Below are 24404 nucleotides of genomic sequence, written 5' to 3'. Positions count from 1 at the left end.
TTCAAAGAATTGTCGTTTATGATTATATGTTATCCTCGGTATTCTCTTCCACCTGCTGTTCAGTCTTGCCAAAGCGGCGCTGGCGCGACTGATAGCTGAGGATAGCTTTGTGCAAGTCTTCCTCAGAGAAGTCGGGCCAATAGGTGTCACAGAAATAGAGCTCACTGTAAGCGATCTGCCACAGCAGGAAGTTGCTGATGCGCAGCTCGCCACCGGTACGGATTAGCAGGTCGGGATCAGGCATGAAGCTCGTCTGCATGTGCTGGTTGATGAGGTCTTCTGTGATATCAAAGCTCTCGACATGCTGCCGTCCGAGACGCCAGGGCCGTGTGCGCTCCTCGATGATGTCTTTCACAGCCTGCGTGATTTCCCAACGCGAGGAGTAGCTCAGTGCCACGACCATCGTCATAGCTTTGTTGTCCTTAGTATGCTCTTCGGTCTCCTTGAGTTTCTGCTGCACCTCGTCAGGCAAGCGCTTCACGTCGCCGATGACACGGAATCTGACGTTGTTCTTCATGAAGATTTCATCCTCAAGCGACGTCAGCACGAGTCCCATCAGCGCATGGATCTCAGTGGCAGGACGGTTCCAGTTCTCTGTGGAAAAGGTGTAGAGCGTGAGATATTTCACGCCGAGCCGCACACACTCGGAAGTGATCCGGCGCACAGTGTCCACCCCGGCCTGATGACCGTAGGAGCGGTCTTTACCGCGCTCAGTAGCCCAACGCCCATTGCCATCCATGATGATGGCGATGTGCTGTGGAATCCTTGTCATATCGAGTTCTGCCATATCTAAAATTCTTTATTGCACGTTGTACATTTGGGCGAGAAACTGTAGGTGAGTGTTGCTTGCAGGAGCGAATAGCAATCAGTGTTTTTAAACAGTCCGCTGCTTTTGATGTGATAGGGATCTTTCACCCCGTCGAGCTCATCGTTCTGTGCGAAATGTATGGACCATTCCAGTCCAATGTTCACCCGTTCTCCGATTTTATATTTCATTCCCACGCCTAATGGAAGGTTAAAGGCCACCTTTCCCTTTTTGGCTCCATTGGTTTTCACATCTGCATAGGTCATGCCCAATCCTGCAAAGATGAAGGGCGTGAGGCGTTTGGCGCCTCTGTAGTCCCTTCCGGTGCCGTAAGGCCAGAAATTCAACTCATAGAGCACAGAGGCATCATAGAGTGAGTTCTTAAAGGTATAGACCTGGTCGGCATAGTCGGGATAATAGGTCTCCACATCAGCCGATGAGCCTTTCATCGTGCCTTTGGCTACGTTGATCCGCAATGCCATGTAAGGATTGAAGACATATCGCCCCGTCAACGACACGGCAGGCTGGAGATCTTTTGTCAGGCTGCCGTTGAAGTCACCGAGATAGCCCATCGCTCCTGCTCCGACACCGACCTCGAGCCGGTATTCGCTGTCGTCCTGCGCTGTCGACGGGATCACCATCGTGGTCAGTAAGACAAGGGAAGCAATCAGCCGCAACATCATGTACGCGTCGTTTTGTAAAGACCGATTAGTACGCTGCCCACCCGTAGCGGGTCAGACGTCCATAGTAGACGATGGGTGAGTCAGATGCCGAGAGGTAGATCATTCCTTTCTGTCCGACTGTCATGGCTGTCGGCACTGCAGTGCCGGCAACAGCGTCGGGAAGTGTATAGGTCGTGTCTGCCGACCATGTGAGTCCCTGATCGCGGCTGCTGTAAATCGTCTTCAGATCTCCGCCTACAGCCAGAAGCGTGCCCTCACAGTTGACTACTTGTAGATTGCTGAGGCAGGGCAGTGTCTTCCGATTATATTCGTCGTCGGTGAAGAGATACCACGGCTGGCTCTGTGAGCCACTCCCGTTTTCCTCCACCTTCGCCCATGTCACGGTCTTGCCGTTGCGGTTTCCAATCAGCAGCAGGTTGTAGGTGTTGTCGTTGGTGACCGCTGCGGAGCTGATAAAGTTCAAGTCTGTATCCGGCAGATTGGCTGTTGCGTCGTCCAAAGCATCCGCCGTCCATGTGGTGCCTTGGTCTGATGAATAGCTGATGCCGTTGTCCGTCATCGCATAAAGCCTTGCGGGCGTTGCGCCCAACAACTGTTTGACACCCGTTAGTGTGGAAACTGTCTGCCACTGCTCACCGTCGCTGGTACGAAGAAGCGCATTGCCGTCAAGGACAAAGATGCTTCCCTGCTGCACGGCAACATTCTTGTAGGCATCAGCGCCAAAGGAGCGGCTGAGCTGTTTCCAGGCCTGATTGCTGTAGACATATCCTACGGTAGCACCGTCTTTTAAGCCGAAGAGATAGAGGTCATTGCCGTTGGCGATCATGCGGCGGTGTGCGAGGGTCTGGAGAGCAGGCTCATTCAGAGAGTTCCAATAAAAGACATTGCCCTCTTGCTGATGTATGTTGACTTTTACGGTATACTCGCGATAGGCGGTGCCCTGAGTGTTATAGACACGCAGGCGTACAGGATTAGTGAAGTCAATGGAGTCCGTGGAAGAGTAATAGGCCAATGAATCCTGCCCGGCTTTGTCTTTCAGATTGAGCACGATGTTTCCGCTGTTCTTGCTGGAAATGGTTGCCAGGATATGAGCTGCGTCCGTACCAACTGGCAAGGAATCGGTATTATAGATCAGCCGTTGTTGCTGATCGATGGAAAAGGCATAGCCTGTCACGGTCAGCGTAGTCTTATACACGCTGTCCGTCACGCCATCAGAAGCGGTGGTGTGGATGTATCTGTTGGCGGCACTGAGTGAGAATGCGGTCACTGCAGTATCGTCATAGTAGGTTATTTCATCTTCATCGGAGTTGAGGCATGAAGAAAATCCAAACATAGCCAATGCCATGCAGGCAAATGCCAAGAACTTCTTTATCATTTTTGCGCGCTATATTATTTTTGCTGCAAATTTACTTAGAATTCTCGGAAATAATGCGGTTTTTCCTGAATATTATGTAAAAAGTCGCATTTGTCAAGTGATTTTAAGTTTGTTTAGTGCTTTTGGTGATAGGGCACAAAAAAAGACAATACAATCACTTGCACTGTCTTCTTTGTAGAATAATGTTATTCAACGTGGTTGTTCACCAAGAAAAAAACGCTTAGTGCGGTCATCAAAATGACCAAAACCAACATTGATATAGATTCTAAATCTAATAACATCATCCTAACTTTACCTTAAAAATCTATCAAACTACTAACCTAATGAAACTTTATGTATATCTTCTCACGAAGACATTGCAAAGTTAAGCAATAGTTGAGAATCCTCCAAATAATATTCAGTTTATTTTCATTCCTATGACAAAAAAAGTCTGTACAGGTAAGTACAGAGCTCGAAAACAGCACAATTGATCTATTTTGTGCAGGCTATCATTAGTGTGTGGGCACTAAAAAACCTCCTCTGTGCCAAAGCACAGAGGAGGTATATGTTGAAGACTGTCTCCCGCTATCTATACGAGAAGTCTGCACTCCTTATTATATATAGGAGAGGACGTCTTGCTGTATCGACTTTCTGAGACGATTAGAGCTGAGGACCAGCAGCTACGAGAGCCTTACCAGCCTCGTTGCCTTCGTACTTCTTGAAGTTCTTGATGAAGCGCTGTGCCAGATCCTTAGCCTTAGCGTCCCACTCAGAAGCGTCCTTGTAAGTATCGCGAGGATCCAGGATGTCCTTGTTCACACCCTCGAGCTCTGTAGGAACGACGAAGTTGAAGTAAGGAATGGTCTTCGTAGGAGCCTTGTCGATGTCGTGATCCAGGATGCGGTCGATGATACCACGTGTATCGCGGATAGAGATACGCTTGCCGGTACCGTTCCAACCTGTGTTCACCAAGTAAGCCTTAGCACCGCTCTTCTCCATGTGGCGGACGAGCTCCTCGGCATACTTTGTAGGATGCAGCTCGAGGAATGCCTGGCCGAAGCAAGCAGAGAAGGTAGGAGTCGGCTCTGTGATACCACGCTCTGTACCAGCCAGCTTAGCTGTGAAGCCAGAGAGGAAGTAGTACTTGGTCTGCTCAGCATTCAGGATAGACACTGGAGGCAGCACACCGAAAGCGTCGGCGCTCAGGAAGATAACCTGCTTTGCAGCGGGACCCTGGCTCTCAGGACGCTGGATGTTCTTGATGTGATAGATAGGATAGCTGACACGTGTGTTCTCTGTCACGCTCTTGTCAGCGAAGTCGATCTTACCGTCCTTGTCAACGGTAACGTTCTCCAGCAGTGCATCACGTGTGATAGCGCCGTAGATGTCAGGCTCAGCATCCTTGTCGAGGTTGATGACCTTAGCATAGCAGCCGCCCTCGAGGTTGAAGACGCCCTTGTCGTCCCATCCGTGCTCGTCATCACCGATGAGCAGACGCTTAGGATCGGTAGACAGAGTAGTCTTACCTGTACCAGACAGACCGAAGAAGATAGCGGTGTTCTCACCGTTCTTGTCGGTGTTGGCAGAGCAGTGCATGGAAGCGATGCCCTTCAAGGGGAGGAAGTAGTTCTGCATAGAGAACATACCCTTCTTCATCTCACCACCATACCATGTATTGATGATCACCTGCTCCTTGCTGGTGACGTTGAACATCACACAAGTCTCAGAGTGCAGACCGAGCTCTTTCCAGTTCTCGACCTTAGCCTTAGAGGCATTGTAAACGATGAAGTCAGGCTCCTGCTCGAAGTCAGCTGTTGTCTTCGGACGGATGAACATATTTGTAACGAAGTGAGCCTGCCATGCAACCTCCACGATGAAGCGAACCTTCATGCGGGTGTCGCGGTGTGTGCCGCAGAAACCATCAACGACATACAGCTTCTTGTTAGAGAGCTCTTTCTTGGCAATCTCCTTCACAGCGTTCCAAGCCTCCTTGGTAGCACGGTGATTATCGTTGTGATACTCCTCAGAGTCCCACCATACAGTGTCGTGAGAAGTCTCATCGTCAACGATGAACTTGTCCTTAGGAGAACGACCGGTGTAGATACCTGTGAACACGTCAACAGCACCCAGCTCTGTCTCGTGGCCTACCTCGTAGCCCTCGAGACCTTCCTTGGTCTCCTCGTTGAACAGCACCTCGTAAGAAGGATTGTACAGAACCTCAGCAGTACCTGTCTGAATTCCGTAGCTTGCTAAAACTGATTTATCAAACTTTGCCATTTTATAAAATGTATTTAAGTTGTGAATGGTATTTTACCTTGATTTAATCCGAATGCAAAGGTAGCAAAAAGATAATTCTCCCCAAAAGTTTGCAGAAGAAAATTCCCGCCCGTACAAGCCTTTTTAGGTTAAAGATTATAAAAACAGACGGCTCTTTGCTGTTTTGACATTTACACTTTGCAAAAACTAAGTACCTTTGTATCATACCTTTTACGGTTCATATAAAATACAAAGACACTAAATCATAAGATGGAAGTTATTGACTTATCCAAAGAAAACAGTATCATCGGACAGTACATGGCCGAGATGCGCGATGCCGAATATCAGAAAAACCGCCTGCTCTTCCGCAACAACATCATGCGGATGGGCGAATACGAGGCTTTTGAGGTTTCCAAACGGCTCAACTATGAGCAGCGTGACGTGGCCACACCTTTAGGCATTGCACGCGTCAACGTGCCGACGGACAAGATTGTGCTGGCCACGATCTTCCGCGCCGGACTGCCTTTTCATCAGGGCTTTCTCAACATCTTCGACCATGCGGGCAACGCCTTTGTCTCGGCATACCGCGAATATACCGACAAGGAGCACCACAAGGTAGGCATACACGTGGAGTATCTCGCCACGCCAAGCATCGACGCCAAGACGCTCATCATTGCCGACCCGATGCTCGCCACTGGCGGAAGCATGGAGCTGGGCTACAAGGCTTTCCTCTCCAAAGGCACGCCCAAGCGCATCCACGTCTGCTGTGTCATCGCCACAGAAGAGGGCATCGACCACATCAAGTCGGTATTCCCCGACGACAAGACCACCATCTGGTGCGCTGCCATCGACCCGGGAATGAACGAGCACAAATACATCGTACCGGGATTTGGCGACGCCGGCGACCTCTGCTACGGCGACAAACTCTGATCAACAACAGGATTCCATAACGACGATGCTGGCGGGCTGACTGTCAGCATCTGTCGTTTATTTAGACATGGAGACATGAAAGATGCCACGAAATTTGTCAGAAACATAAATTATTGGTATCTTTGCACCAATACAGCGAAGAGCTTTTAAGAGATGATGCAAGCAATGATTTTCGCAGCAGGCTTGGGCACACGCCTCAAGCCTCTCACCGACCACCTGCCAAAAGCACTGGTGGAGGTTGGCGGCGAGCCCCTGCTCAAACGTGTAATCCTCAGATTGCGCGATGCCGGTGTCACGCGCTTTGTGGTCAACGTCCACCATTTTGCCGGTCAGATCGTGGACTATCTCAATGCCAACAACAACTTTGGACTCGACATCCGCGTCAGCGATGAGAGCGAGCAACTCCTTGACACCGGTGGCGGCATACGCCACGCTGCCCCTCTCTTCGACCCTCACTACCCTATCCTTATTCATAATGTGGACATTCTGAGCAATGTCGACCTCGGCAAGTTCTATCGCCTTGACCCTAAGGTGATGTGTCCGGAGTGTGGCGTGCCCCATGTCATGGCAGGCGCGCAGTTGCTCGTCAGCTGGCGCAAGACACGTCGCTATCTGCTCTTCAACGATCAGATGCTTCTCGTCGGATGGGTGAATATCGAGACGGGAGAAGTGAAGACGCCGTGGCCCGACGTGCGTGAGGCACTCTCACAAGTGAAGTTTCCGCTCTCTGTCGGTGAAGAGCAACCGCCACTACTCGCCGGGCGCTATCACATGTATGCCTTCAGTGGCATCCACACTTTTTCCCCCACCCTATTTGTCAAGATGGCCGGCTGGCCGGAAAAGTTCCCGATCATGGATTTCTATCTTAAGATCTGCCACGACGTGCCCATCAAGGGATATGTCAAAAACAACCTTCGACTCCTCGACGTAGGCAAGCAGGACACGCTGGCCGAGGCGGAGCAGTTCCTCAAAACACTGTAGCATTCATCATTCCATATTGCACACTCAACATTAACATATCGTTTATGCAACAGAAGATTATCATTCTTGATTTCGGATCGCAGACCACGCAGCTCATCGGCCGCCGTGTCCGCGAGCTGGACACCTTCTGCGAGATTCTGCCCTACAACAAGTTTCCTAAGGACGACACAGGTGTTATCGGTGTCATCCTCAGCGGCAGTCCTTACTCTGTCCACGACAAGGAAGCCTTCAAGGTAGACCTCAGCCAGTTCATCGGCAAGTATCCGGTGCTGGGCATCTGCTATGGTGCGCAGTTCATCAGCTACTCCGGTGGCGGCAAGGTAGAGCAGACCGGTACCCGTGAGTACGGCCGCGCCAATCTCCAGCAGTTTGATGCCAGCAATCCACTCTTCAAAGGGTTTGAGCCCAACTCACAGGTGTGGATGAGCCACGGCGACACGATCACCGCTATCCCGAGCGACTATCATGTCATCGGCTCTACCGCCGACGTGAAGTACGCTGCCTTTGCCAGCGACACCAACCCCGTGTGGTGTGTGCAGTTCCATCCCGAGGTGTACCACAGCACGCAGGGTACACAGCTGCTCCGCAACTTTGTTGTGGACATCTGCGGCAGCCGTCAGGAGTGGAGCCCGGCCTCGTTTGTCGACACCACCGTCAAGGAGCTGAAAGAGCAGCTCGGCAACGATCGCGTCATCCTTGGTCTCTCCGGCGGTGTGGACTCCAGTGTCTGCGCTACCCTGCTCCACCGTGCCATCGGCAAGAACCTCACGTGTATCTTCGTCGACCACGGCATGCTACGCAAGAATGAGTTCCAAAAGGTCATGGAAGCCTACAATGGTCTGGGGCTGAACGTCATCGGCGTAGATGCCAGCGAGAAGTTCTTCAAGGACCTCGAAGGCGTCACCGACCCAGAGAAGAAGCGCAAGATCATCGGCCGCGACTTTGTGGAGGTCTTCAACGCCGAGGCTAAGAAGATCACCGACGCCAAATGGCTGGCTCAGGGCACTATCTATCCCGACCGCATCGAGAGCCTTAGCATCACCGGCATGACCATCAAGAGCCATCACAATGTAGGCGGACTGCCCAAAGACATGAAGCTTCAGCTCTGCGAACCGCTGAAATGGCTGTTCAAAGACGAGGTGCGCCGCGTGGGCTATCAGTTGCAGATGCCTGAGCGTCTCATCAAGCGTCATCCTTTCCCCGGTCCCGGTCTCGCCGTGCGCATTCTTGGTGATATCACGCGTGAGAAGGTGCGCATCCTGCAAGACGCCGACGATATCTATATCGAAAAGATGCACGACTACAAGATGCCGGACGGCACGAGCCTCTATGACCACGTCTGGCAGGCCGGCACCGTGCTGCTCTCTACCATCCGTTCCGTGGGAGTGATGGGCGACGAGCGTACTTATGAGCATCCTGTAGCCCTGCGCGCCGTGACCTCTATGGACGCTATGACGGCCGACTGGGCCCGTCTGCCCTATGACTTCATGGCCGACGTGAGCAATGAGATCATACGCAAGGTGAAGGGGGTCAACCGCGTTTGCTATGACATCTCCTCAAAACCGCCTTCGACAATCGAGTGGGAGTAGAAGAGTAGCAAGAAATATATAAGTACAAAAAATCCCGGTACGCTGTTCCGTACCGGGATTTTTTTGTCTCGTTGTAAGGGGCTTTCATCCAAAACCTGACGGAGAGATGAGTCCCAAAGAAGTGGTTTCAGCGCCGGAGAGCCACATGGGACGAACGGGCTGACAGCTTCTTGGATGTAGCGTTTCGCGGGCATGGTCCCGGTGCTCTGTCGCCATGATAGAATGCCACCTGCTTGATGGCGGACACAGCCCCATGCTTTGCTGTTGCCGAGCTGATGCTTTGGTGTTGCTGTACCAATACTGTGCCGCATCTGAACCAATGCTTTGGTGTTGCCGAACCCATGTTTCGCCGGGTATAAAGCTATGTTGTAATGGGTATAAAGCTATGTTGTAATGTGACTGAAGTCATGTAATCGATATTGTAATCCTATAGAAAAAGATCTTTTCCTAAGCAGGGAAAGATCTTTTTCTACGTAGGAAAGTGTCTTTTCCTAAGCAGTAAAACCAAAAGCGGACAAACCCTTTGACTTAACCTATAATCACTTTACACTCCTTGTTGTTGTTTACGGTTTCACTTTACATTGCTTTAGACACTTTACTGATTCTCGTTACACGACCATGCTGTCAGTTCATGTAATAGGTGTGTACGCTGGTTCCTTTGGCAGAAGGCAGGTAGTTGATGCCCCACCAGCACATCTGCAACAGCGCGAAGTTGACGATGAGCACCCATAGGGCAAAGCGCATGTTTCCCTGTTTCCTCAGTCGATAATGAATATAGACCAGATAGGCGAGCCACGTGGCTGCCGCCCACGTCTCCTTAGGATCCCATGCCCAGTAGTTGCCCCATGCCATCTTGGCCCACAAGGCACCGGAAAGCATGCCAAGGGTGAGGAACGCCCAACCGACATACACGAGGTTGTCGGTGATCGTCCACTCCTTGTCCGATGGTGCTTGATGGTGATGGAAGAAGAGCAGATAGGCGGCCATGACAAAGGCGGCGCCGAGCAGGGCGTAAGCCATCATGTAGATGATGACATGCGGAGCAAACCATGGGCTTTGCAGCGCGGGCATCATCGTCTTGCTGTGTATCTCAGGTTTGAGCAGGTTGATGGTGATAAACACGGCTGCCAGTACGGTGGAGAACGACAGCAACCACTTGTAGTTCCACCGGCTGTAGACGATCAGACCCATCAGTGGCAGGAAGAGTGAATACCACAAGCGAGTCTCTCCCATCGTGCGCATCGGCGGACGGTCGAGAGCAATCCACAGTACGATGACATAGGAAAGGAAGACGGCCAGACCCGCCACAGTAGCTCCGACGGCCAATGCCTTCTTCCCCTTCCAGGCAAAGAAGGCACCGAGCGACCAGAAAAGCAGGGCGGCAAGGGCGAAGATAAGAAAGAAATTCCAGATTTGCATGGCTAACGTTTTTGTATGAATATCAGTATGGCACCGATGATCAGCAGATACAGCCCCACATAGGTATAGGGCAGCCAAGGATCCTTGACGAGTTCAAAGACACTGACATTGCTCCACTTGCCCATCTGCTCGTTGTAGCTGAGCTGATAGATCTTCCAGTCACCGAGGCTGAACGGCTTGTTGACTTCGATTGTTGTCGGTATGTTCAGCGCGTCCTTTTGGGTATAGATATTCACGTTGGAGGCATAACGCATCGGCTCGCGCGTCGGCATGACCACCTCAAGATTATTGCCTAAGCTGACGCCGCTGATGGGAAAGAGATAGCTGCCACTGGAGACCCAGCCTGTCTTCCGCTGTTTTCCCTTGGTAGCGGAGATGTAGAGTGCTGTAGCGGCTCCTTTGCCCTGGTAAGCGACAAAGCCGCCCTCGTTGAGCCGCATGCCGAGCTGGTCCATCTTCATGCGGGTCGCCATTCCCTCAGGCATCCCCTTCATCATCTTTGCCATAGCCTTCGGCATGGCATTGTCTATTCTTTTTAATACTTGGATCTTCCAGCCTAAGAGTTCCGTCGGCGTGTAGCTGTCGTCGATGACAAGCGTCTGAGGCTTCTGCTGCGGCTGTGGCAGTCCTGTCGTCATGCTCACCACCATCAGCTTCGGTGGATACTCGTCGATGGTGAAGCGGTTGAGCTGGATGGCAAGCGGCAGTTCTACGACATTGTTGTAAGCGTCGAGCGCGCGCCATTCGGGCTTTCCCTCCTCACAATACATCTTCAACTTCTGCATGTCGGCACTGCCGAGTGTGCCGCAGACAATGAAGATGAACAGGCCGGCATGGCACACCAGCGAGGGGATCACCTGGCGGCGGAAGTGACAGATCTGAAAGATAGCCACCTCGCCGACGATCATTGTGTTCCACAGATAGACGAGGATAAACGGCCAGAAGTTGAGCATCTTGGTCAGCCCGAGCACATCGGCGGCAGGCTTTTCCTCGGGTGCTTGCCGTGTGAGCCCCATGACAACGGTGAGAACGGCGGCTGTAGCCAGTGCGGGCACGGCAGCCTGGACGGTTGTCATAAACCGGAAGAAATAGACATGTGACCGCAGGGCATAGAAGACTGCCAGCAGTAGCAACAAAAAGGCCAGGGCAAGAATGTTGCCCGGCCACATAAACACGATCCAGTCAAGAGGCCCCACCGCCACCTGCAGCAGGCCCCCAGTGACGAGGAGCCCAATGCTGATGGCGGAGCCTTCTTTATAGGTATAGGGTTGTTTCCACATATTCTTCAATTGTTCTACAGCCGCTGGGTTAGATCGGCTGGGTGATGAACCGTTTGTTCTTTCTTGCTGTCTCGATCCATTTCGGCACGATGGTGTCGAGGAATTCTTTCTTTTGCTGACGGAGCTTACCCATGTCGAGGCCGATATATTTCTGAGCCTTCTCCTTGGTGGAGAGATCTGGAATTGGCACCTCGCCGCTGTAGCCGTGACGGGCGAGCACCTTGGCAATGCTCAGGCGGGCTTGTCCGGCATAGTAGAGTGCGTCGCTGAGCAGTCGGGTGACCTCTTGTGGGGCGTGGAAACTGGCACCATGGCTGGCCACAGCGTAGTCCCAACGCCACTGACTCTTGCGGATGTCAGCCAAAGCGGCGGCCATCTCCTTCTCGTTGGCACCTTTCTTCCATGCGAAAGCGGCCTCGATATGCGCCGTGGAGAGTTCTTTTTCCACCTTGGCACGCACCTCCAGCACCTTCTCTTGGCGCTCATATACATTCTTGCGCAGCGTCTCGGCATCCTGGCGATGGCAGGTCTGGCACGTGCGATCGATATGCGCCAACGGCGACATGATGTGGTGATCGGTATATTTCACGCCGCCATCCTGGATATAAGGCATGTGGCAATCAGCACAGGACAGGCCGCGCTGACCGTGGATACCCTGCTTGAAGATCTCGTAACCCGGATGTTGTGCCTTCAAGATCTTGGCATGGGACAGCGGATGGATATAGTCGTAGAAGCCAATACTGTCGTAGTAAGCCTCGGCATCCTCGCAGGTCAGACCCTTGTCCTGTGGGAATTTGAGGTAGTTGGTACCTTTTTCGAAGTAGTACTCCGTATGACATTGTGCACACACGAGGGAGCGCATCTCCTGGTGGCTGGCCTTTCTGACGTCTTTTCCGGCGCGTGCCCATGCCTCGTAGAGAGCCGGTCGGGCAGGCTTCAAGTCCATGGTGCGTGCATCGTGGCAGTCAGAGCATCCGACGCTGTTCATCACTTCACTGCCCCAGTCGCTCCACTTGGCGGCATAGAAAGCGTTCTTGCCTTTCTCGCGCATCAGTCGCGGCACGTCAGGACCTTTGCAAGTCCAACAAGTACCGGGCTGCATGTCTTTCTGTCCGTCAACGCCCGGTGATCCTGTGCGCAGGATTTTGCGCAGGTCTTCGATACAGTGACGGTGCCCGCGCGGCGTGTTGTAGTCGCGGCTGAAAGCATAGCCGTCCCATAGAATGACCATCAGCGGATGCTGTGCGAGGGCATCCTGCTCCTGCGAGGAGTTGTATTTACTCACAAACGAGGTGTCTTCCGTCATCGACCATGTCTCATACTCGTGTGGGAAGTCTTCCGCAAACTTCTCGTTTTGTGCCACGATGGAGTCGGTCATCGGCGTACGGCGATTGTTAAACACAGATACGACTTCGGCGCGGCGCTCCAAGAGCGACGAGCATAGAAGCCCAAGAACGAAAACGATGACCATGGCTCCGAGGAAGAGCAGCCATCCTTGCCATTTTTTCAATTGTCGTGACATATCAGTAAGTTTTTAGTTTTTCTTTATGTTAATGTCCCAATGCCTTTTGCAGCCATGCGGGTACAGGGCTGGGTGGAATCGGTGCCTGTGTCTCAGCACCAGGCGTAGATGAGAGTGTGTTCATGCCTCCGTGTGGCACATTGCGGTGGCAGTCCCAACAGGCAAATCCTTCACCGCGCTTCGCAAGCATGTAGTCGATCTTGCCCGTGCGCACCATGCGCGTGTTGAGCTCAGTGTGGCAACGGATGCAGTTGTCCATGATGACCTCCGCGCTGGCGTTTTCTGCCATGATTGCCTGATGCTCGCTGTTGGTGACAAAATAGGCAACGTGCTTCATGCCGTCAAGGCCTTTGAAGAAATATTTCGCCGCCAGCGAGGTGTGAGGAACATGGCAGTCGTTGCACGTGGCATCGCGTCCATGGGAGGAATGTGACCATGTGGCATACCAAGGCGACATGATATGGCAGTTGACGCACGCTGCCGGATCATCACCTATTATATAGGTATGCATGCGAAGCAAGTAGGCAAAGAGTCCGCCTAAACCTACGATGATGCCACACAGGACAAGGCCCACGACCTTTTGACGATAAGAGAGGGTAATCCTCCATTTTTTGAATTTGCCAAGATCCATAGGTTGTTATGTTATTAAGTAATAGCTTCTTTCGTTTGCAAATATAAGCGGAATATTTGAGAAAAGCAAATATTTCGGCTACAAATTATCCTAATAAATGAGGATAATCCCATTTCAGCTAATTTTCCTACCTTTGCATTCCATCAACAAAACTATCATCGACAGGTTATGGCCAAAGTCTTCACCCATTTCTCATCCGACGGCGACAGTCGGCGCGACGAGCTCATCCGCACCATAGAACACAGTGTAGAGCACCTCACGCTCGCTGAACTTGAGGCACTCTACTACGATCTTGTGTCCAAAGATTATATCCGATAGGGCTTCCGGTGGTCGCTAAGTGCCCTATCCCCTACTCTGTTGCTTCCGGTTCCCGCATGATGGCGTCCAGCGATTTCCGCATCAGCTCTTTCTTGGCAGCGTCGTAGTTGAGGTGGTCGTGATCCATCACCATGCGCACGGCACGGTCGATGAGCTTCTCGTTGGTCAGTTCCATGTCGACCATCTTGTTGCCCTTGACACGTCCGAGACGTATCATCACCGTGGTGGAAATCATGTTGAGTACCATCTTCTGCGCCGTTCCAGACTTCATGCGCGACGAGCCGGTGACGAACTCTGGGCCTACAATGGTCACCACCGGATAGTCGCTTTCTGCCTCCAAAGGCGTGCCGGGATTGCTGGTGACGCATCCTGTGACGATGCCGTGGCGCCGAGCTTCACGCAGTGCACCCACCACGTAGGGGGTAGTGCCCGAGGCGGCGATGCCGATGACGGTGTCTGCTGAGTCTATCCCCTGCCCTGCCAAGTCTTTCCAACCTTGTTGCTCATTGTCTTCGGCATGCTCCACGGCGTGCCGGAGAGCAGTGTCGCCACCGGCAATCAAGCCTACCACCAACCGAGGATCCGTGCCGTAGGTAGGCGGCAGCTCTGAGGCATCGAGCACACCGAGACGGCCGCTGGTGCCCGCCCCGATGTAAAACAAACGCCCTCCTTGCTCCATGCGCGCGGCAACAGCCTCTGTGAGCCGTGTGATCTGAGGCAGTGCCTGCTCCACGGCTTCCGCCACACGATGATCCTCGTGGTTGATGTCGCGCAACAGTTCGGCTATCGGCTTGTGCTCCAAATCATCGTAGAGAGAGGCTTCTTCCGTAATCCGTCGCATCATCTTGACTCATTGAGCGTTATTTCTTATCCTTGAGCAGGTCGCGGATTTCGGTGAGCAGTTTCTCCTCGTTGCTCGGTGCAGGTGGCGCAGCGGGCTCCTCTTTCTTCTTGCGTGTGAGCACGTTGATAGCCTTGACCAGGAGAAAAACACAGAAAGCGATGATGATAAAGTCGATGAACGTCTGGATGAAGTTGCCATAGTTGATGGTGGCGGGCTTCATCTGCTCCACACCGGGGATGACCACCCTGGGCAGGGTGACCTTCAGATCAGAGAAGTTCACACCACCGATCAGCCATCCGATAGGCGGCATGATGATGTCGTCGACAATACTACTTACGATTTTACCAAACGCGCCGCCGATGATCACACCGACAGCCATGTCCACAGCATTGCCTCTGACAGCGAAATCTTTGAATTCTTGAATAAATTTACCCATAATAACTGAACTGTGTAAAGCGAAGAGTCCATTTTGCCAAGTGGACTTAACACTCTGATAAACGTTTATATTATTTAATACTTATTGATTGTGCAAAATTAGAAAATAATTTGTATCTTTGCAATCGATAAGCAAGAAAAGTCTCTTGCGAGACACAAAAAAGATATTTTCAAGAAAGAGAACACATTTTATAACCCTTTATAAATAATAGAAAGTAAAATGGCAAATGTTAAAGTAGCTATCAATGGTTTCGGTCGTATCGGCCGTCTCGCATTCCGCCAGATGTTCGCAGCTCCTGGCTATGATGTTGTTGCTATCAACGACCTGACCAGCCCGAAGATGCTGGCTCAGCTCCTGAAGTATGATACCACACACGGTGGTTATCAGGGCATCATCGGTGAGAAGCCCGAGCATACCGTTTCTTACAGCGACGAGCCTTTCACAGAGAATGGCAAGGAAGCAGCTGGTTACATCGAGGTAGATGGCAAGAAGATCACTATCTACAAGGAGAAGGACGCAGCTAACCTGCCTTGGGGCGCTCTGGACATCGACGTTGTCCTCGAGTGCACTGGCTTCTATACATCTAAGGACAAGAGCATGGCTCACGTAAAGGCTGGTGCTAAGAAGGTCGTTATCTCTGCTCCTGCAGGCAACGATCTGAAGACTATCGTCTTCAACGTGAACAATGAGACTCTGACTAAGGACGACCAAATCATCAGCGCAGCTTCTTGCACTACTAACTGCTTGGCTCCTATGGCAAAGGCTCTGAACGACAAGTATCCTATCCAGGCTGGTATCATGCAGACCATCCACGCCTACACTGGCGACCAGATGATCCTCGACGGTCCTCAGCGCAAGGGCAACCTGCGTCGTAGCCGTGCCGGTGCTTGCAACATCACTCCTGCTTCCTCTGGCGCTGCTAAGGCCATCGGCCTGGTTCTGCCTGAGCTGAACGGCAAGCTGATCGGTGCTGCACAGCGTGTACCTGTGCCAGACGGTTCTACAACTCTGCTCTACGCTGTTGTCAAGGGCAAGGATGTTACTGTTGACAGCGTCAACGCTGCTATGAAGGCTGAGTCCAACGAGAGCTTCGGTTACAACGACGAGGAGATCGTTTCTTCTGATATCCTCGGCATGCGCTACGGTTCTCTCTTCGACGCTACTCAGACAATGGTTGTGAAGCTCGATGACGACACTTATGAGGTGCAGGTTGTTTCTTGGTACGACAACGAGAACTCTTACACTTCTCAGATGGTTCGCACCATCAAGTACTTCGCTGAGCTGAAGTAATACCCGAGAAGGTAACAACTCTGAAATAATAAGGCTCGCAGCATTTCGCTGCGGGCCTTTTTTTTGCGCCGTACAAGCAATGTGCGCGGATTGGCTCTTCTTGATGATATAATTACTATTATATATCAAAATTCACGTGTTTTTTATCATTTATGACCGTAGATAGTAAGAAAAACACGCTATCTTTGCAGCCAAACAATGATCAATAATCAAGGATTCCTATAACTGAAAACGTCATGACCACGCAATTGACTTCTATCTACTTGCTCAGCAATGACCAGGATATCAACTGGGGACTGACCGTCAGCACTGTCGGTTATCAGCATATCGCGCCCGGAGAAGCCTATCCTCCTAAGGGACATCCGCAGGCTTATTCGTTCCAGGCGGGTAGGGGGCGTGTGCTCGATGAGTATCAGTTTGTATACATCTCCCGCGGACGCGGCGTCTTCGAGTCAAAGAGCTTCGGACAGGCAACGGTCGGGGAGGGTGACATGTTTCTGCTCTTTCCCGGTGAATGGCACAGTTATCAGCCCGACGAAACCACGGGATGGGACGAATACTGGATAGGTTTCAAGGGACTGAACATCGACAGCCGCGTGAGCAATGGCTTCTTCCTGCCACGTGAACCAATCTTCCACGTGGGCCTCAGCGAAGACATCGTGCGGCTCTACCGCAATGCCATCGCCATTGCAAGCGAGCAGAGCATTGGATTCCAACAGATGCTCGGTGGTGTGGCAAATATGTTGCAAGGCTACGCCTTCGCCCTTAACCGCCACAACACCTTTGAAGATCAGCAGGCCGCCGAAGCCATCCATAAGGCTAAAATCATCATGATGGAGAAGTTCGGACAGAAGATTGGACCCACTGATGTCGCTGACGCCATCAACATGGGATACTCCAAGTTCCGCAGGCTCTTCAAAGAATACACCGGTTACGCGCCTTTGCAGTATTTGCAGGAGCTCCGCCTCCAGCGCAGCAAACAACTGCTCGTTGGTACTGAGCTCACCCTCACCGAGATAGCTGACCGCGTTGGCTATGACAATGCCGACTATTTTTCTGCTGCCTTTAAAAAGAAAAACCATATTACACCAGCCAATTTCCGAAAGAAAAGATGAAAAACTATTTAGCCATTGACTTGGGAGCTACCTCCGGACGCACCATCGTCGGCACGCTCGACAAAGGCCGCATTGACCTTGAGGAGCTCACGCGCTTCGACAACCCGCTCATCGCTTTGGGCGGACATCTCTATTGGGATCTCTACGCTCTCTACAATGAAATCATACGCGGACTGCAGCGCACTGCACAACGTGGCATCGACATTCAGAGTATCGGCATCGACACCTGGGGCTGCGACTTCGCGCTCTTTGGTGACGACGGCGCACTGCTTGGCAATCCCATCGCCTATCGTGACCCGCACACCAACGGCATGATGGAGCACTTCTTCAACGATCGCATGCCTAAGGACGAGGTTTATCGCCGCACCGGCATACAATTTATGAACTTCAACAGCCTCTTCCAGCTCTATGCCATGGAGCAGCACCATAACAGTGGTTTAAAGGCTGCCAGGAAGATTCTCTTCATTCCTGATGCTCTCGGATACATGCTCACCGGTAAGGCTGTCTGCGAGTACACGGTGGCATCTACGTCTCAGCTGCTCAATCCCGCTACCGGTGACCTCGACGAGGAACTGCTCCGTGCACTCGGCATTGCCCGTGATGTCTTCGGTCCAATGGCTATGCCGGGCACCGTTCTCGGCACGCTCACACCGGAAGTACAGAAGCTCACAGGGCTCGGAGCCCTACCCATTATCACTGTTGCTGGTCACGACACAGCCAGTGCCGTGGCTGCCGTGCCAGCCAAAGACGAGCACTTCGCCTATCTCAGCAGCGGCACGTGGAGCCTCATGGGTATAGAGACACCTAAGGCTATCATCAACGAGGATAGCCAAAAACGCAACTTCACCAATGAGGGGGGAATCGACGGCACCACACGCTTCCTGAAGAATATCTGCGGCATGTGGATGTATGAGTGCTGCCGTCGCGAATGGAAGAAACAAATTCTCACTGAAGAACATGATGAGACAAAAGCAATACAGCGCATCAAAGAGGAGCTCGCACACCAGCGACTGCAGGATGACGCCATGAAAGAGGCACCCAACCGCACACTCGTCAACCCAGATGATCCGATGTTTGCCGCTCCGGACTCCATGCTGCAGGCTATCCACAACTACTGCGAAGCCCACCATCAACCCATTCCCGAGACTCGCGCTCAGGTGTGCCGCTGCCTCTTCGACTCGCTCGTCAACCGCTATAAGACTGTCTTTGGCTGGCTTCAGGACTTCGCTCCGTTCACTATTGACACGCTGCACATCATCGGCGGCGGCAGCCTCAATGCTTATCTCAACCAGATGACCGCTGATGCGCTCGGTGTGCGCGTCCTCGCCGGACCACAGGAAGGCACGGCTCTCGGCAACATCATGCTTCAGGCTAAGGCTGGCGGTGGGGTAGGGAACATCTGGGACATGCGTCGCGTCATTGCCCAAAGCATCACACTGAAAGAATATCAACCAAATAAATAAAGACCAATATGACAACGAAACAAATCCAACAGAACTATGAGATCGCCCGTGAACGCTATGCCGCACTTGGCGTAGACACCGACAAAGCACTGGAAACACTCCAGCATACACCGATCAGCCTCCATTGCTGGCAGGCCGACGATGTCGTCGGCTTTGAGCGCGGTGAGGCTGCTTCAGGCGGCATCCAGGCTACAGGCAACTATCCCGGACGTGCCCGCAATATCGACGAGCTGCGCCAGGACGTCGATAAGGTGCTCTCATTGCTCGGCGGTACCTTCCGTTTCAACCTCCACGAGACCTACGGCGAGTTTGGCGGAAAGTTCGTAGACCGTGACCAGGTGGAACCCAAATACTTCGAGGGCTGGATACAGTGGGCGAAAGAGCGTCACATGAGTCTCGACTTCAACTCTACATCGTTCTCACATCCCAAGAGCGGCTCACTGACACTGGCCAATCCCGACAAGGAAATCCGCGACTTCTGGATTGAGCATACCAAGCGCTGTCGCCGCATCGCCGACGCTATGGGTAAGGCACAGGGCGACCCTTGCATCATGAACATCTGGATCCATGACGGCAGCAAAGACCTCACCGTGGAGAAATACCGCTACCGCGAGATTCTCAAGAACAGTCTTGACGACATCCTCGCTGAGAAGCTTCCCAACATGAAGGACTGCCTTGAAGCCAAGCTCTTTGGTATCGGACTGGAGGCTTACACTGTCGGCTCGCATGACTTCTATGCCGGCTACTGCTCCAAGAACAATGTCATCTACACCCTCGACACCGGTCACTATGAGCCCACAGAGAACGTCTCTGACGCTGTCTCCTCGCTGTTGCTCTTCGTGCCCGAACTGATGCTCCACGTCAGCCGACCCATGCACTGGGACAGCGACCACGTGACGCTCTTCGACGACAACACACGCAACCTTTTCGCCGAACTGGTGCGTGCCAACGCCCTCGACCGTGCACATATTGGTCTCGACTATTTCGATGCAAGCATCAACCGCATCGGTGCTTACATCATCGGCGTGCGGGCCGCACAGAAGAGCCTCCTGCAGGCCTTGCTCGAACCGCTGCCCAAGCTCCGCCAATACGAGGATGAAGGACGCTTCTTCGAGCGCCTTGCCCTGCTGGAAGAGGAGAAGACGCTGCCCCTCGGCGCTGTCTATGACTATTACAACTTGAAGAACAACGTGCCCGTGGCTGAGGACTATCTCGCCGACGTGGAGCAATACGAGAAAGACGTGCTCAGCAAGCGCTGACACCTTATTTATATATAGGAACAGAAACTATAAACTACAGCAGGGTGGGGGAGTGTTCTCCATCCGCTGTCTACCGATTATGGAGATACTGATAGGTTTATTGATTATTGCCGCCGGTGCCTTCTGCCAGTCGAGTTGCTACGTGCCCATCAACAAAGTCAAGGATTGGAGTTGGGAGAGCTACTGGCTTGTGCAGGGTGTCTTTGCCTGGCTGCTTCTACCGCTATTGGGCGCTGAGCTGGCCGTGCCGGCTGGTCATGGTCTCATAGAGCTGTTGGCTGGTGCCAACCGTTTCCATGTGGCTATGACAGTATTCTTTGGTGTGCTGTGGGGCGTAGGCGGACTGACCTTCGGCCTGTCCATGCGCTACCTCGGCGTAGCCCTCGGACAGTCCATCGCCTTGGGCACCTGTGCGGGTCTGGGCACGATCATGGGACCGGTACTCATCAACGCTTTCTTCCCCGAAGAGCACGCCCTCAACCAACTGACTGCCTCGGTGTTCATCGGTGTCGCCGTCACTCTTCTCGGCATTGCCATCATTGGATGGGCCGGGAAACGCAAGACAGCAACACTCTCGGAAGAGGAGAAGCGCAAAGCTGTCAAGGACTTCAACTTCCCAAAAGGCATCACCATCGCGCTGCTCGCCGGTTTCATGAGCGGATGCTTCAATGTGGGACTGGAGTTTGGCAAGGACATCAACTTCGGTGAACTCACACCGGCGATGTACCGAACGTTGCCTGCCACGCTGCTTGTCACTCTTGGTGGCTTCGTGACCAACGCTGTCTACTGTCTGTGGCAGAACCAGCACAACCACACATGGGGCGACTACGGCAAGGGGAAGGTATGGGGCAACAACCTCTTCTTCTGCTTTCTTGCCGGCGCACTGTGGTACAGCCAGTTCTTCGGACTCTCTTTGGGCAAGGGCTTCCTCACTTCCTCACCCGTACTCACCACGCTCTCGTTCTGCATCCTCATGGCGCTGAACGTGGTCTTCAGCAATGTGTGGGGCATCATCCTTAAGGAATGGAAAGGCTGCGACCGCACTACGATAGCCATCCTCGTCACGGGTATCGTCGTGCTGCTCATCTCCTGTTTCCTTCCGCAAATCATTTGAATCAAATCATTCTATCACTTATGAAGAGTATATTGGAAAACCGACCGGCCTTGAAAGAGGAGGTCGAGAAGATTGCCGAAGTGGCCGGATACCTGTGGACCAACGGGTGGGCCGAGCGCAACGGCGGTAACATCACGGTGAACATCACAGACCTCGTTGACGACGACATACGCCAGATGCCTGCTATCACTGAGCCAATTGCCATCGGCGAGAAGCTCCCTCACCTGCGCGGCTGCTATTTCTTCTGCAAAGGCACCGGCAAGCGTATGCGCGACCTTGCTCGCCGTCCTATGGACAACGGCAGCATCATCCGCATCCTCGACGATTGCGAGCACTACGAAATCATTGCCGACAACCCTGTCATGCCTACCAGCGAGTTGCCCTCACACCTCCTTGTCCACGACAAGCAGGTGGAGACAGGCAGTGGCTACAAGGCCACGCTCCATACCCACCCGATAGAGTTAGTGGCTATGAGCCATCACCGTCCGTTCTTAAAGAAGGACGTGCTTACCCGCCTGCTGTGGAGCATGATTCCCGAAACCAAGGCGTTCTGCCCGTTAGGACTGGGCATTGTACCCTACGAACTGCCCGGTAGCGTGAAACTCGCTGAAGGCACGCTCAATGCCCTGGCCGACTACGATGTCGTGTTGTGGGAAAAGCATGGCGTCTTTGCAAAAGGCACGGATATCATGGACGCCTTTGATCAGGTCGACGTGCTGTCGAAGAGCGCAAAGATCTATATCGATAGCCGTGCAATGGGCTATGAGCCCGAGGGCATGAGCGACGAACAGATGAAGGAGATGACGCGTGCCTTCCATTTGCCTAAATAAGGCTGCCTTCTCATCTGAAATGAAAGTATTTATATTCACAAGGGCATTGGTCCCAAACAGTGCACGCTCTGTTTGGGACTGCAAGCCCTTATATCCAACGACCCTTTTGTCTTCATAGGCAAAAGGGGCGTGGATTTCAATTTTGTGTTTCTCTCTGGTTCACTTGGCTGTTAGATTATTGTTTCCAAGGGCAATACAATTCTATGAGTCATAATAATTTTTAGGCTTCTGTATTGCCTTACATTTGTAGAGATCTTTATTTGTTAAATTATGTATAGTGCAATTTGTTTTCACTAAAACATATTATTTTTGCAGTAGAAAATGAGGACTATTTTTTCCTCTTTCTAATTGCATGTAAACTAATTAAAAGAATTCAAGCATGGAAGAACAAGAAAATGGACATCTCTTGCTTGTGGCACTTTCAACAAAAGAGTCACAAATGATTGATGGAGGGATATTACAAGAAAGCTTACAATATGGGGCATAAATTGGGACAGAAGCTTAGAACTATCGTTGACGACATTCGCCTTGCAACCAGCATCTACAAGATGCTGTAAAACTTACAAAAATAAAGAATGGATACATACAGTACTGTAAAGGCAATGATCTTCTCTGACGGCAAAAGCCTTCAGAAGAAGACCATTGCTGTAAAGGGCATAGTGTTCTATGTAAAATACTTTGCCATCACTTATCCTATCCTCGCCACATTGGCCATTTTGGCTCATCTATTGAAATGGGACATCAGCGACCATATCGTCAATGGCGTATTCCGTGAGGCAATCATGGGACATCCAATGAATGCCATCCTTGTCATCGCCTTGTTTGCGCCTCTGTTAGAGGAGATCGTCTTTCGTTTGTGGCTGTCCTTCTCCAAGAAAGACATTGCTGTCAGTTCGTTTTGTCTGTGCTATCTGACATTGACCTTCTTCCAAGGAACGCTCGTCTATCCAAAGCTGATAACGTATGGCTTGCATGGTTTTACCAATTCCGCGTTCATGACGGCTATTGGCTCCAAGATTTTATGGTCACTTTTGGCAAGCGGCCTGACAGTCGCTATCTTTACGAAGTTGCAGTCTCGCATTACTCCCAAGGTCAAAGACGTAGCGGCAGCGGTCTCTGTGCTTCTCTTTATGCTCCTGCATGTCACCAACTATGATCTTTCCTTGCCTCTCTTGCCTCTTGCCGTCATCATGTGCACCCCTCAACTTCTGTTAGGCATCACCGCCACCTATTTCAGACGACGCCTTGGCTTCTTTTATGGCTACCTGCTCCACATCCTCGTTAACTTTATCTCTGTAACCGGTTACCTATTGAATGGACAAAACGTTTTAGGGAGCTGAATAGCCTATGTAAAGCAATACAGACTTAACTATAAAAATCAAATGCTCCCATCTAAGTGCTTCTTTACGGAGATAGTTATATTGCCCATATCCTTTCTCCTTAGCTTATCAGATATGGAATAAAAGCAATCAATGAATTCATGAAATTCAAGACAAAATGCATGAGAATGCAATAACGTATATCCCGTGTTTTGAAGAACATACAACAAGTCAGAACGCTTAGAGCAAACGTGTCCAAACATGAATAGAAGGGTATGACAGGAGTCCAATGATAGAGGTAAAACATTGTTGAGATGGTCAGAATGATTGTGGGCTTAGAGAAAGACTTAGACTCCATGTAACAGAGCATCCATCCTCTGAAAAACATCTCCTCGACTATTGGTGACACCAAAAAAAACATGACACTTAAGCAAAGCGCATAGTTGTTCCTTATACGCGGATGAGCTCCTGGATAAGCAAAGGTGTACAAGATCGCAGCCATCGCCCAAACAGCCAGTCCCAGTGCAATGCTTATCATGGTCGGACGTAAACGTAGCTTGGGGAGATTCATAAATGCCATGCTCTGAATATTACGAAAAGCGAACACTGTCGCTAATACTGAGAGCTGACTGACTATGAAATACAGCAGCGTCTCTTTTTCATTATAGAAGTGACCAAATAGGGTATAGATAATGTGTACGATTACCAACGTCGCCAATGCAGGCAATGCCAAGAAGAGCACTGCCGTCAACCAATTGATTGTCTTCTTCATATCATCCTGACTGTCATGAAATAGATTCAATACCCCCTCCTCCATTTTGGAGGGGACTATTAGTTATCCTTAATTCCGCAACACTTTGATTTAACTTTATTTATAAGTACCTGAGCAACAAAAAGTTGCTCAGGATTTTGCCATGTCAGATTTTTCACCTATCTTAGTGTTGCAAATCAAAATATGTATCAAAC

Annotated in this window: 23 protein-coding genes; 11 read left to right on the top strand and 12 right to left on the bottom strand. The window is 51.5% G+C overall.

The genetic code is table 11. The annotated features are described in order from the left end of the window. Positions 1–22: 22 nt before the first annotated feature. From FYJ73_RS02035 to pckA, 4 genes are all read right to left on the bottom strand, one after another. Positions 23–787, bottom strand: coding sequence for an isoprenyl transferase (locus FYJ73_RS02035; RefSeq protein ID WP_154533045.1), 765 nt, complete (start codon positions 785–787; stop codon positions 23–25). Positions 788–789: 2 nt separating this feature from the next. Then, positions 790–1488, bottom strand: coding sequence for a type IX secretion system protein PorG (gene porG, locus FYJ73_RS02030; protein WP_473733507.1), 699 nt, complete (start codon positions 1486–1488; stop codon positions 790–792). Between the two features lie 25 nt (positions 1489–1513). Then, the gene (locus FYJ73_RS02025) at positions 1514–2863 is read right to left on the bottom strand and encodes a DUF6242 domain-containing protein (RefSeq protein ID WP_154533044.1); all 1350 of its coding nucleotides are present in this window, start codon (positions 2861–2863) and stop codon (positions 1514–1516) included. A gap of 639 nt (positions 2864–3502) precedes the next feature. Then, entirely contained in the window at positions 3503–5119 is a 1617-nt protein-coding gene (pckA, locus tag FYJ73_RS02015; protein WP_154533043.1) for a phosphoenolpyruvate carboxykinase (ATP), read from the bottom strand. A gap of 249 nt (positions 5120–5368) precedes the next feature. Here pckA and upp point away from each other — a divergent pair, with 249 nt between their 5' ends. The 3 genes from upp to guaA all read left to right on the top strand — a co-directional run bounded on the left by upp (position 5369) and on the right by guaA (position 8598). After that, a complete protein-coding gene (gene upp, locus FYJ73_RS02010) occupies positions 5369–6028 on the top strand; it encodes a uracil phosphoribosyltransferase (protein ID WP_154533042.1) in 660 nt (219 codons plus the stop codon). Positions 6029–6181: 153 nt separating this feature from the next. Continuing rightward, entirely contained in the window at positions 6182–7009 is an 828-nt protein-coding gene (locus FYJ73_RS02005; protein WP_154533041.1) for a sugar phosphate nucleotidyltransferase, read from the top strand. Positions 7010–7053: 44 nt separating this feature from the next. Beyond that, positions 7054–8598, top strand: coding sequence for a glutamine-hydrolyzing GMP synthase (guaA, locus tag FYJ73_RS02000; protein WP_154533040.1), 1545 nt, complete (start codon positions 7054–7056; stop codon positions 8596–8598). A 127-nt stretch (positions 8599–8725) separates the two neighbouring features. Here the strand turns inward: guaA and FYJ73_RS01995 are convergent, their stop codons facing one another. From FYJ73_RS01995 to nrfH, 5 genes are all read right to left on the bottom strand, one after another. After that, entirely contained in the window at positions 8726–8896 is a 171-nt protein-coding gene (locus FYJ73_RS01995) for a hypothetical protein (RefSeq protein ID WP_154533039.1), read from the bottom strand. A 326-nt stretch (positions 8897–9222) separates the two neighbouring features. Further along, positions 9223–10017 (bottom strand): cytochrome c biogenesis protein CcsA, encoded by a 795-nt coding sequence (gene ccsA / locus FYJ73_RS01990; RefSeq protein WP_154533038.1) that lies wholly within the window; start codon positions 10015–10017, stop codon positions 9223–9225. A gap of 2 nt (positions 10018–10019) precedes the next feature. Next, the gene (locus tag FYJ73_RS01985; protein WP_154533037.1) at positions 10020–11297 is read right to left on the bottom strand and encodes a cytochrome c biogenesis ResB family protein; all 1278 of its coding nucleotides are present in this window, start codon (positions 11295–11297) and stop codon (positions 10020–10022) included. A 28-nt stretch (positions 11298–11325) separates the two neighbouring features. Then, complete coding sequence (gene nrfA, locus FYJ73_RS01980; protein ID WP_154533036.1) at positions 11326–12819, bottom strand: ammonia-forming cytochrome c nitrite reductase; 1494 nt, start codon at positions 12817–12819, stop codon at positions 11326–11328. A gap of 28 nt (positions 12820–12847) precedes the next feature. Continuing rightward, the gene (gene nrfH / locus FYJ73_RS01975; protein ID WP_154533035.1) at positions 12848–13450 is read right to left on the bottom strand and encodes a cytochrome c nitrite reductase small subunit; all 603 of its coding nucleotides are present in this window, start codon (positions 13448–13450) and stop codon (positions 12848–12850) included. 168 nt (positions 13451–13618) lie between these two features. Between nrfH and FYJ73_RS15675 the strand changes: the two genes are divergently transcribed. Further along, entirely contained in the window at positions 13619–13768 is a 150-nt protein-coding gene (locus FYJ73_RS15675) for a hypothetical protein (RefSeq protein ID WP_206081666.1), read from the top strand. A gap of 31 nt (positions 13769–13799) precedes the next feature. Here the strand turns inward: FYJ73_RS15675 and murQ are convergent, their stop codons facing one another. Both murQ and mscL read right to left on the bottom strand, forming a co-directional pair. After that, on the bottom strand, positions 13800–14612 hold the full coding sequence (gene murQ / locus FYJ73_RS01970; RefSeq protein ID WP_154533034.1) for an N-acetylmuramic acid 6-phosphate etherase: 813 nt from the start codon (positions 14610–14612) through the stop codon (positions 13800–13802). A 16-nt stretch (positions 14613–14628) separates the two neighbouring features. After that, entirely contained in the window at positions 14629–15048 is a 420-nt protein-coding gene (gene mscL / locus FYJ73_RS01965; RefSeq protein WP_154533033.1) for a large-conductance mechanosensitive channel protein MscL, read from the bottom strand. Between the two features lie 219 nt (positions 15049–15267). Here mscL and gap point away from each other — a divergent pair, with 219 nt between their 5' ends. The 7 genes from gap to FYJ73_RS01930 all read left to right on the top strand — a co-directional run bounded on the left by gap (position 15268) and on the right by FYJ73_RS01930 (position 23459). Continuing rightward, positions 15268–16338, top strand: coding sequence for a type I glyceraldehyde-3-phosphate dehydrogenase (gap, locus tag FYJ73_RS01960; RefSeq protein WP_154533032.1), 1071 nt, complete (start codon positions 15268–15270; stop codon positions 16336–16338). A gap of 236 nt (positions 16339–16574) precedes the next feature. Beyond that, the gene (locus FYJ73_RS01955; RefSeq protein WP_154533031.1) at positions 16575–17453 is read left to right on the top strand and encodes an AraC family transcriptional regulator; all 879 of its coding nucleotides are present in this window, start codon (positions 16575–16577) and stop codon (positions 17451–17453) included. Further along, on the top strand, positions 17450–18916 hold the full coding sequence (locus FYJ73_RS01950; protein WP_154533030.1) for a rhamnulokinase: 1467 nt from the start codon (positions 17450–17452) through the stop codon (positions 18914–18916). Before FYJ73_RS01955 ends, FYJ73_RS01950 begins: the two co-directional genes overlap by 4 nt. A gap of 8 nt (positions 18917–18924) precedes the next feature. Next, on the top strand, positions 18925–20175 hold the full coding sequence (locus FYJ73_RS01945; RefSeq protein ID WP_154533029.1) for an L-rhamnose isomerase: 1251 nt from the start codon (positions 18925–18927) through the stop codon (positions 20173–20175). 79 nt (positions 20176–20254) lie between these two features. Further along, entirely contained in the window at positions 20255–21289 is a 1035-nt protein-coding gene (locus tag FYJ73_RS01940) for an L-rhamnose/proton symporter RhaT (RefSeq protein WP_154533028.1), read from the top strand. A 20-nt stretch (positions 21290–21309) separates the two neighbouring features. Next, positions 21310–22119, top strand: a complete 810-nt coding sequence (rhaD, locus tag FYJ73_RS01935) for a rhamnulose-1-phosphate aldolase (RefSeq protein ID WP_154533027.1) — start codon at positions 21310–21312, stop codon at positions 22117–22119. A 575-nt stretch (positions 22120–22694) separates the two neighbouring features. Continuing rightward, positions 22695–23459: a CPBP family glutamic-type intramembrane protease gene (locus tag FYJ73_RS01930; RefSeq protein ID WP_154533026.1), complete on the top strand. Its 765-nt coding sequence runs from the start codon at positions 22695–22697 to the stop codon at positions 23457–23459. Between the two features lie 100 nt (positions 23460–23559). On the opposite strand, the gene FYJ73_RS16270 is transcribed toward FYJ73_RS01930, so the two are convergent. Next, a complete protein-coding gene (locus FYJ73_RS16270; protein ID WP_419471123.1) occupies positions 23560–23940 on the bottom strand; it encodes a CPBP family intramembrane glutamic endopeptidase in 381 nt (126 codons plus the stop codon). Positions 23941–24404: the final 464 nt, after the last annotated feature.

The organism is Hallella mizrahii, from assembly GCF_009695775.1.
Classification (GTDB): domain Bacteria; phylum Bacteroidota; class Bacteroidia; order Bacteroidales; family Bacteroidaceae; genus Prevotella; species Prevotella mizrahii.
This window is presented reverse-complemented; position numbering and strand designations above follow the sequence as displayed.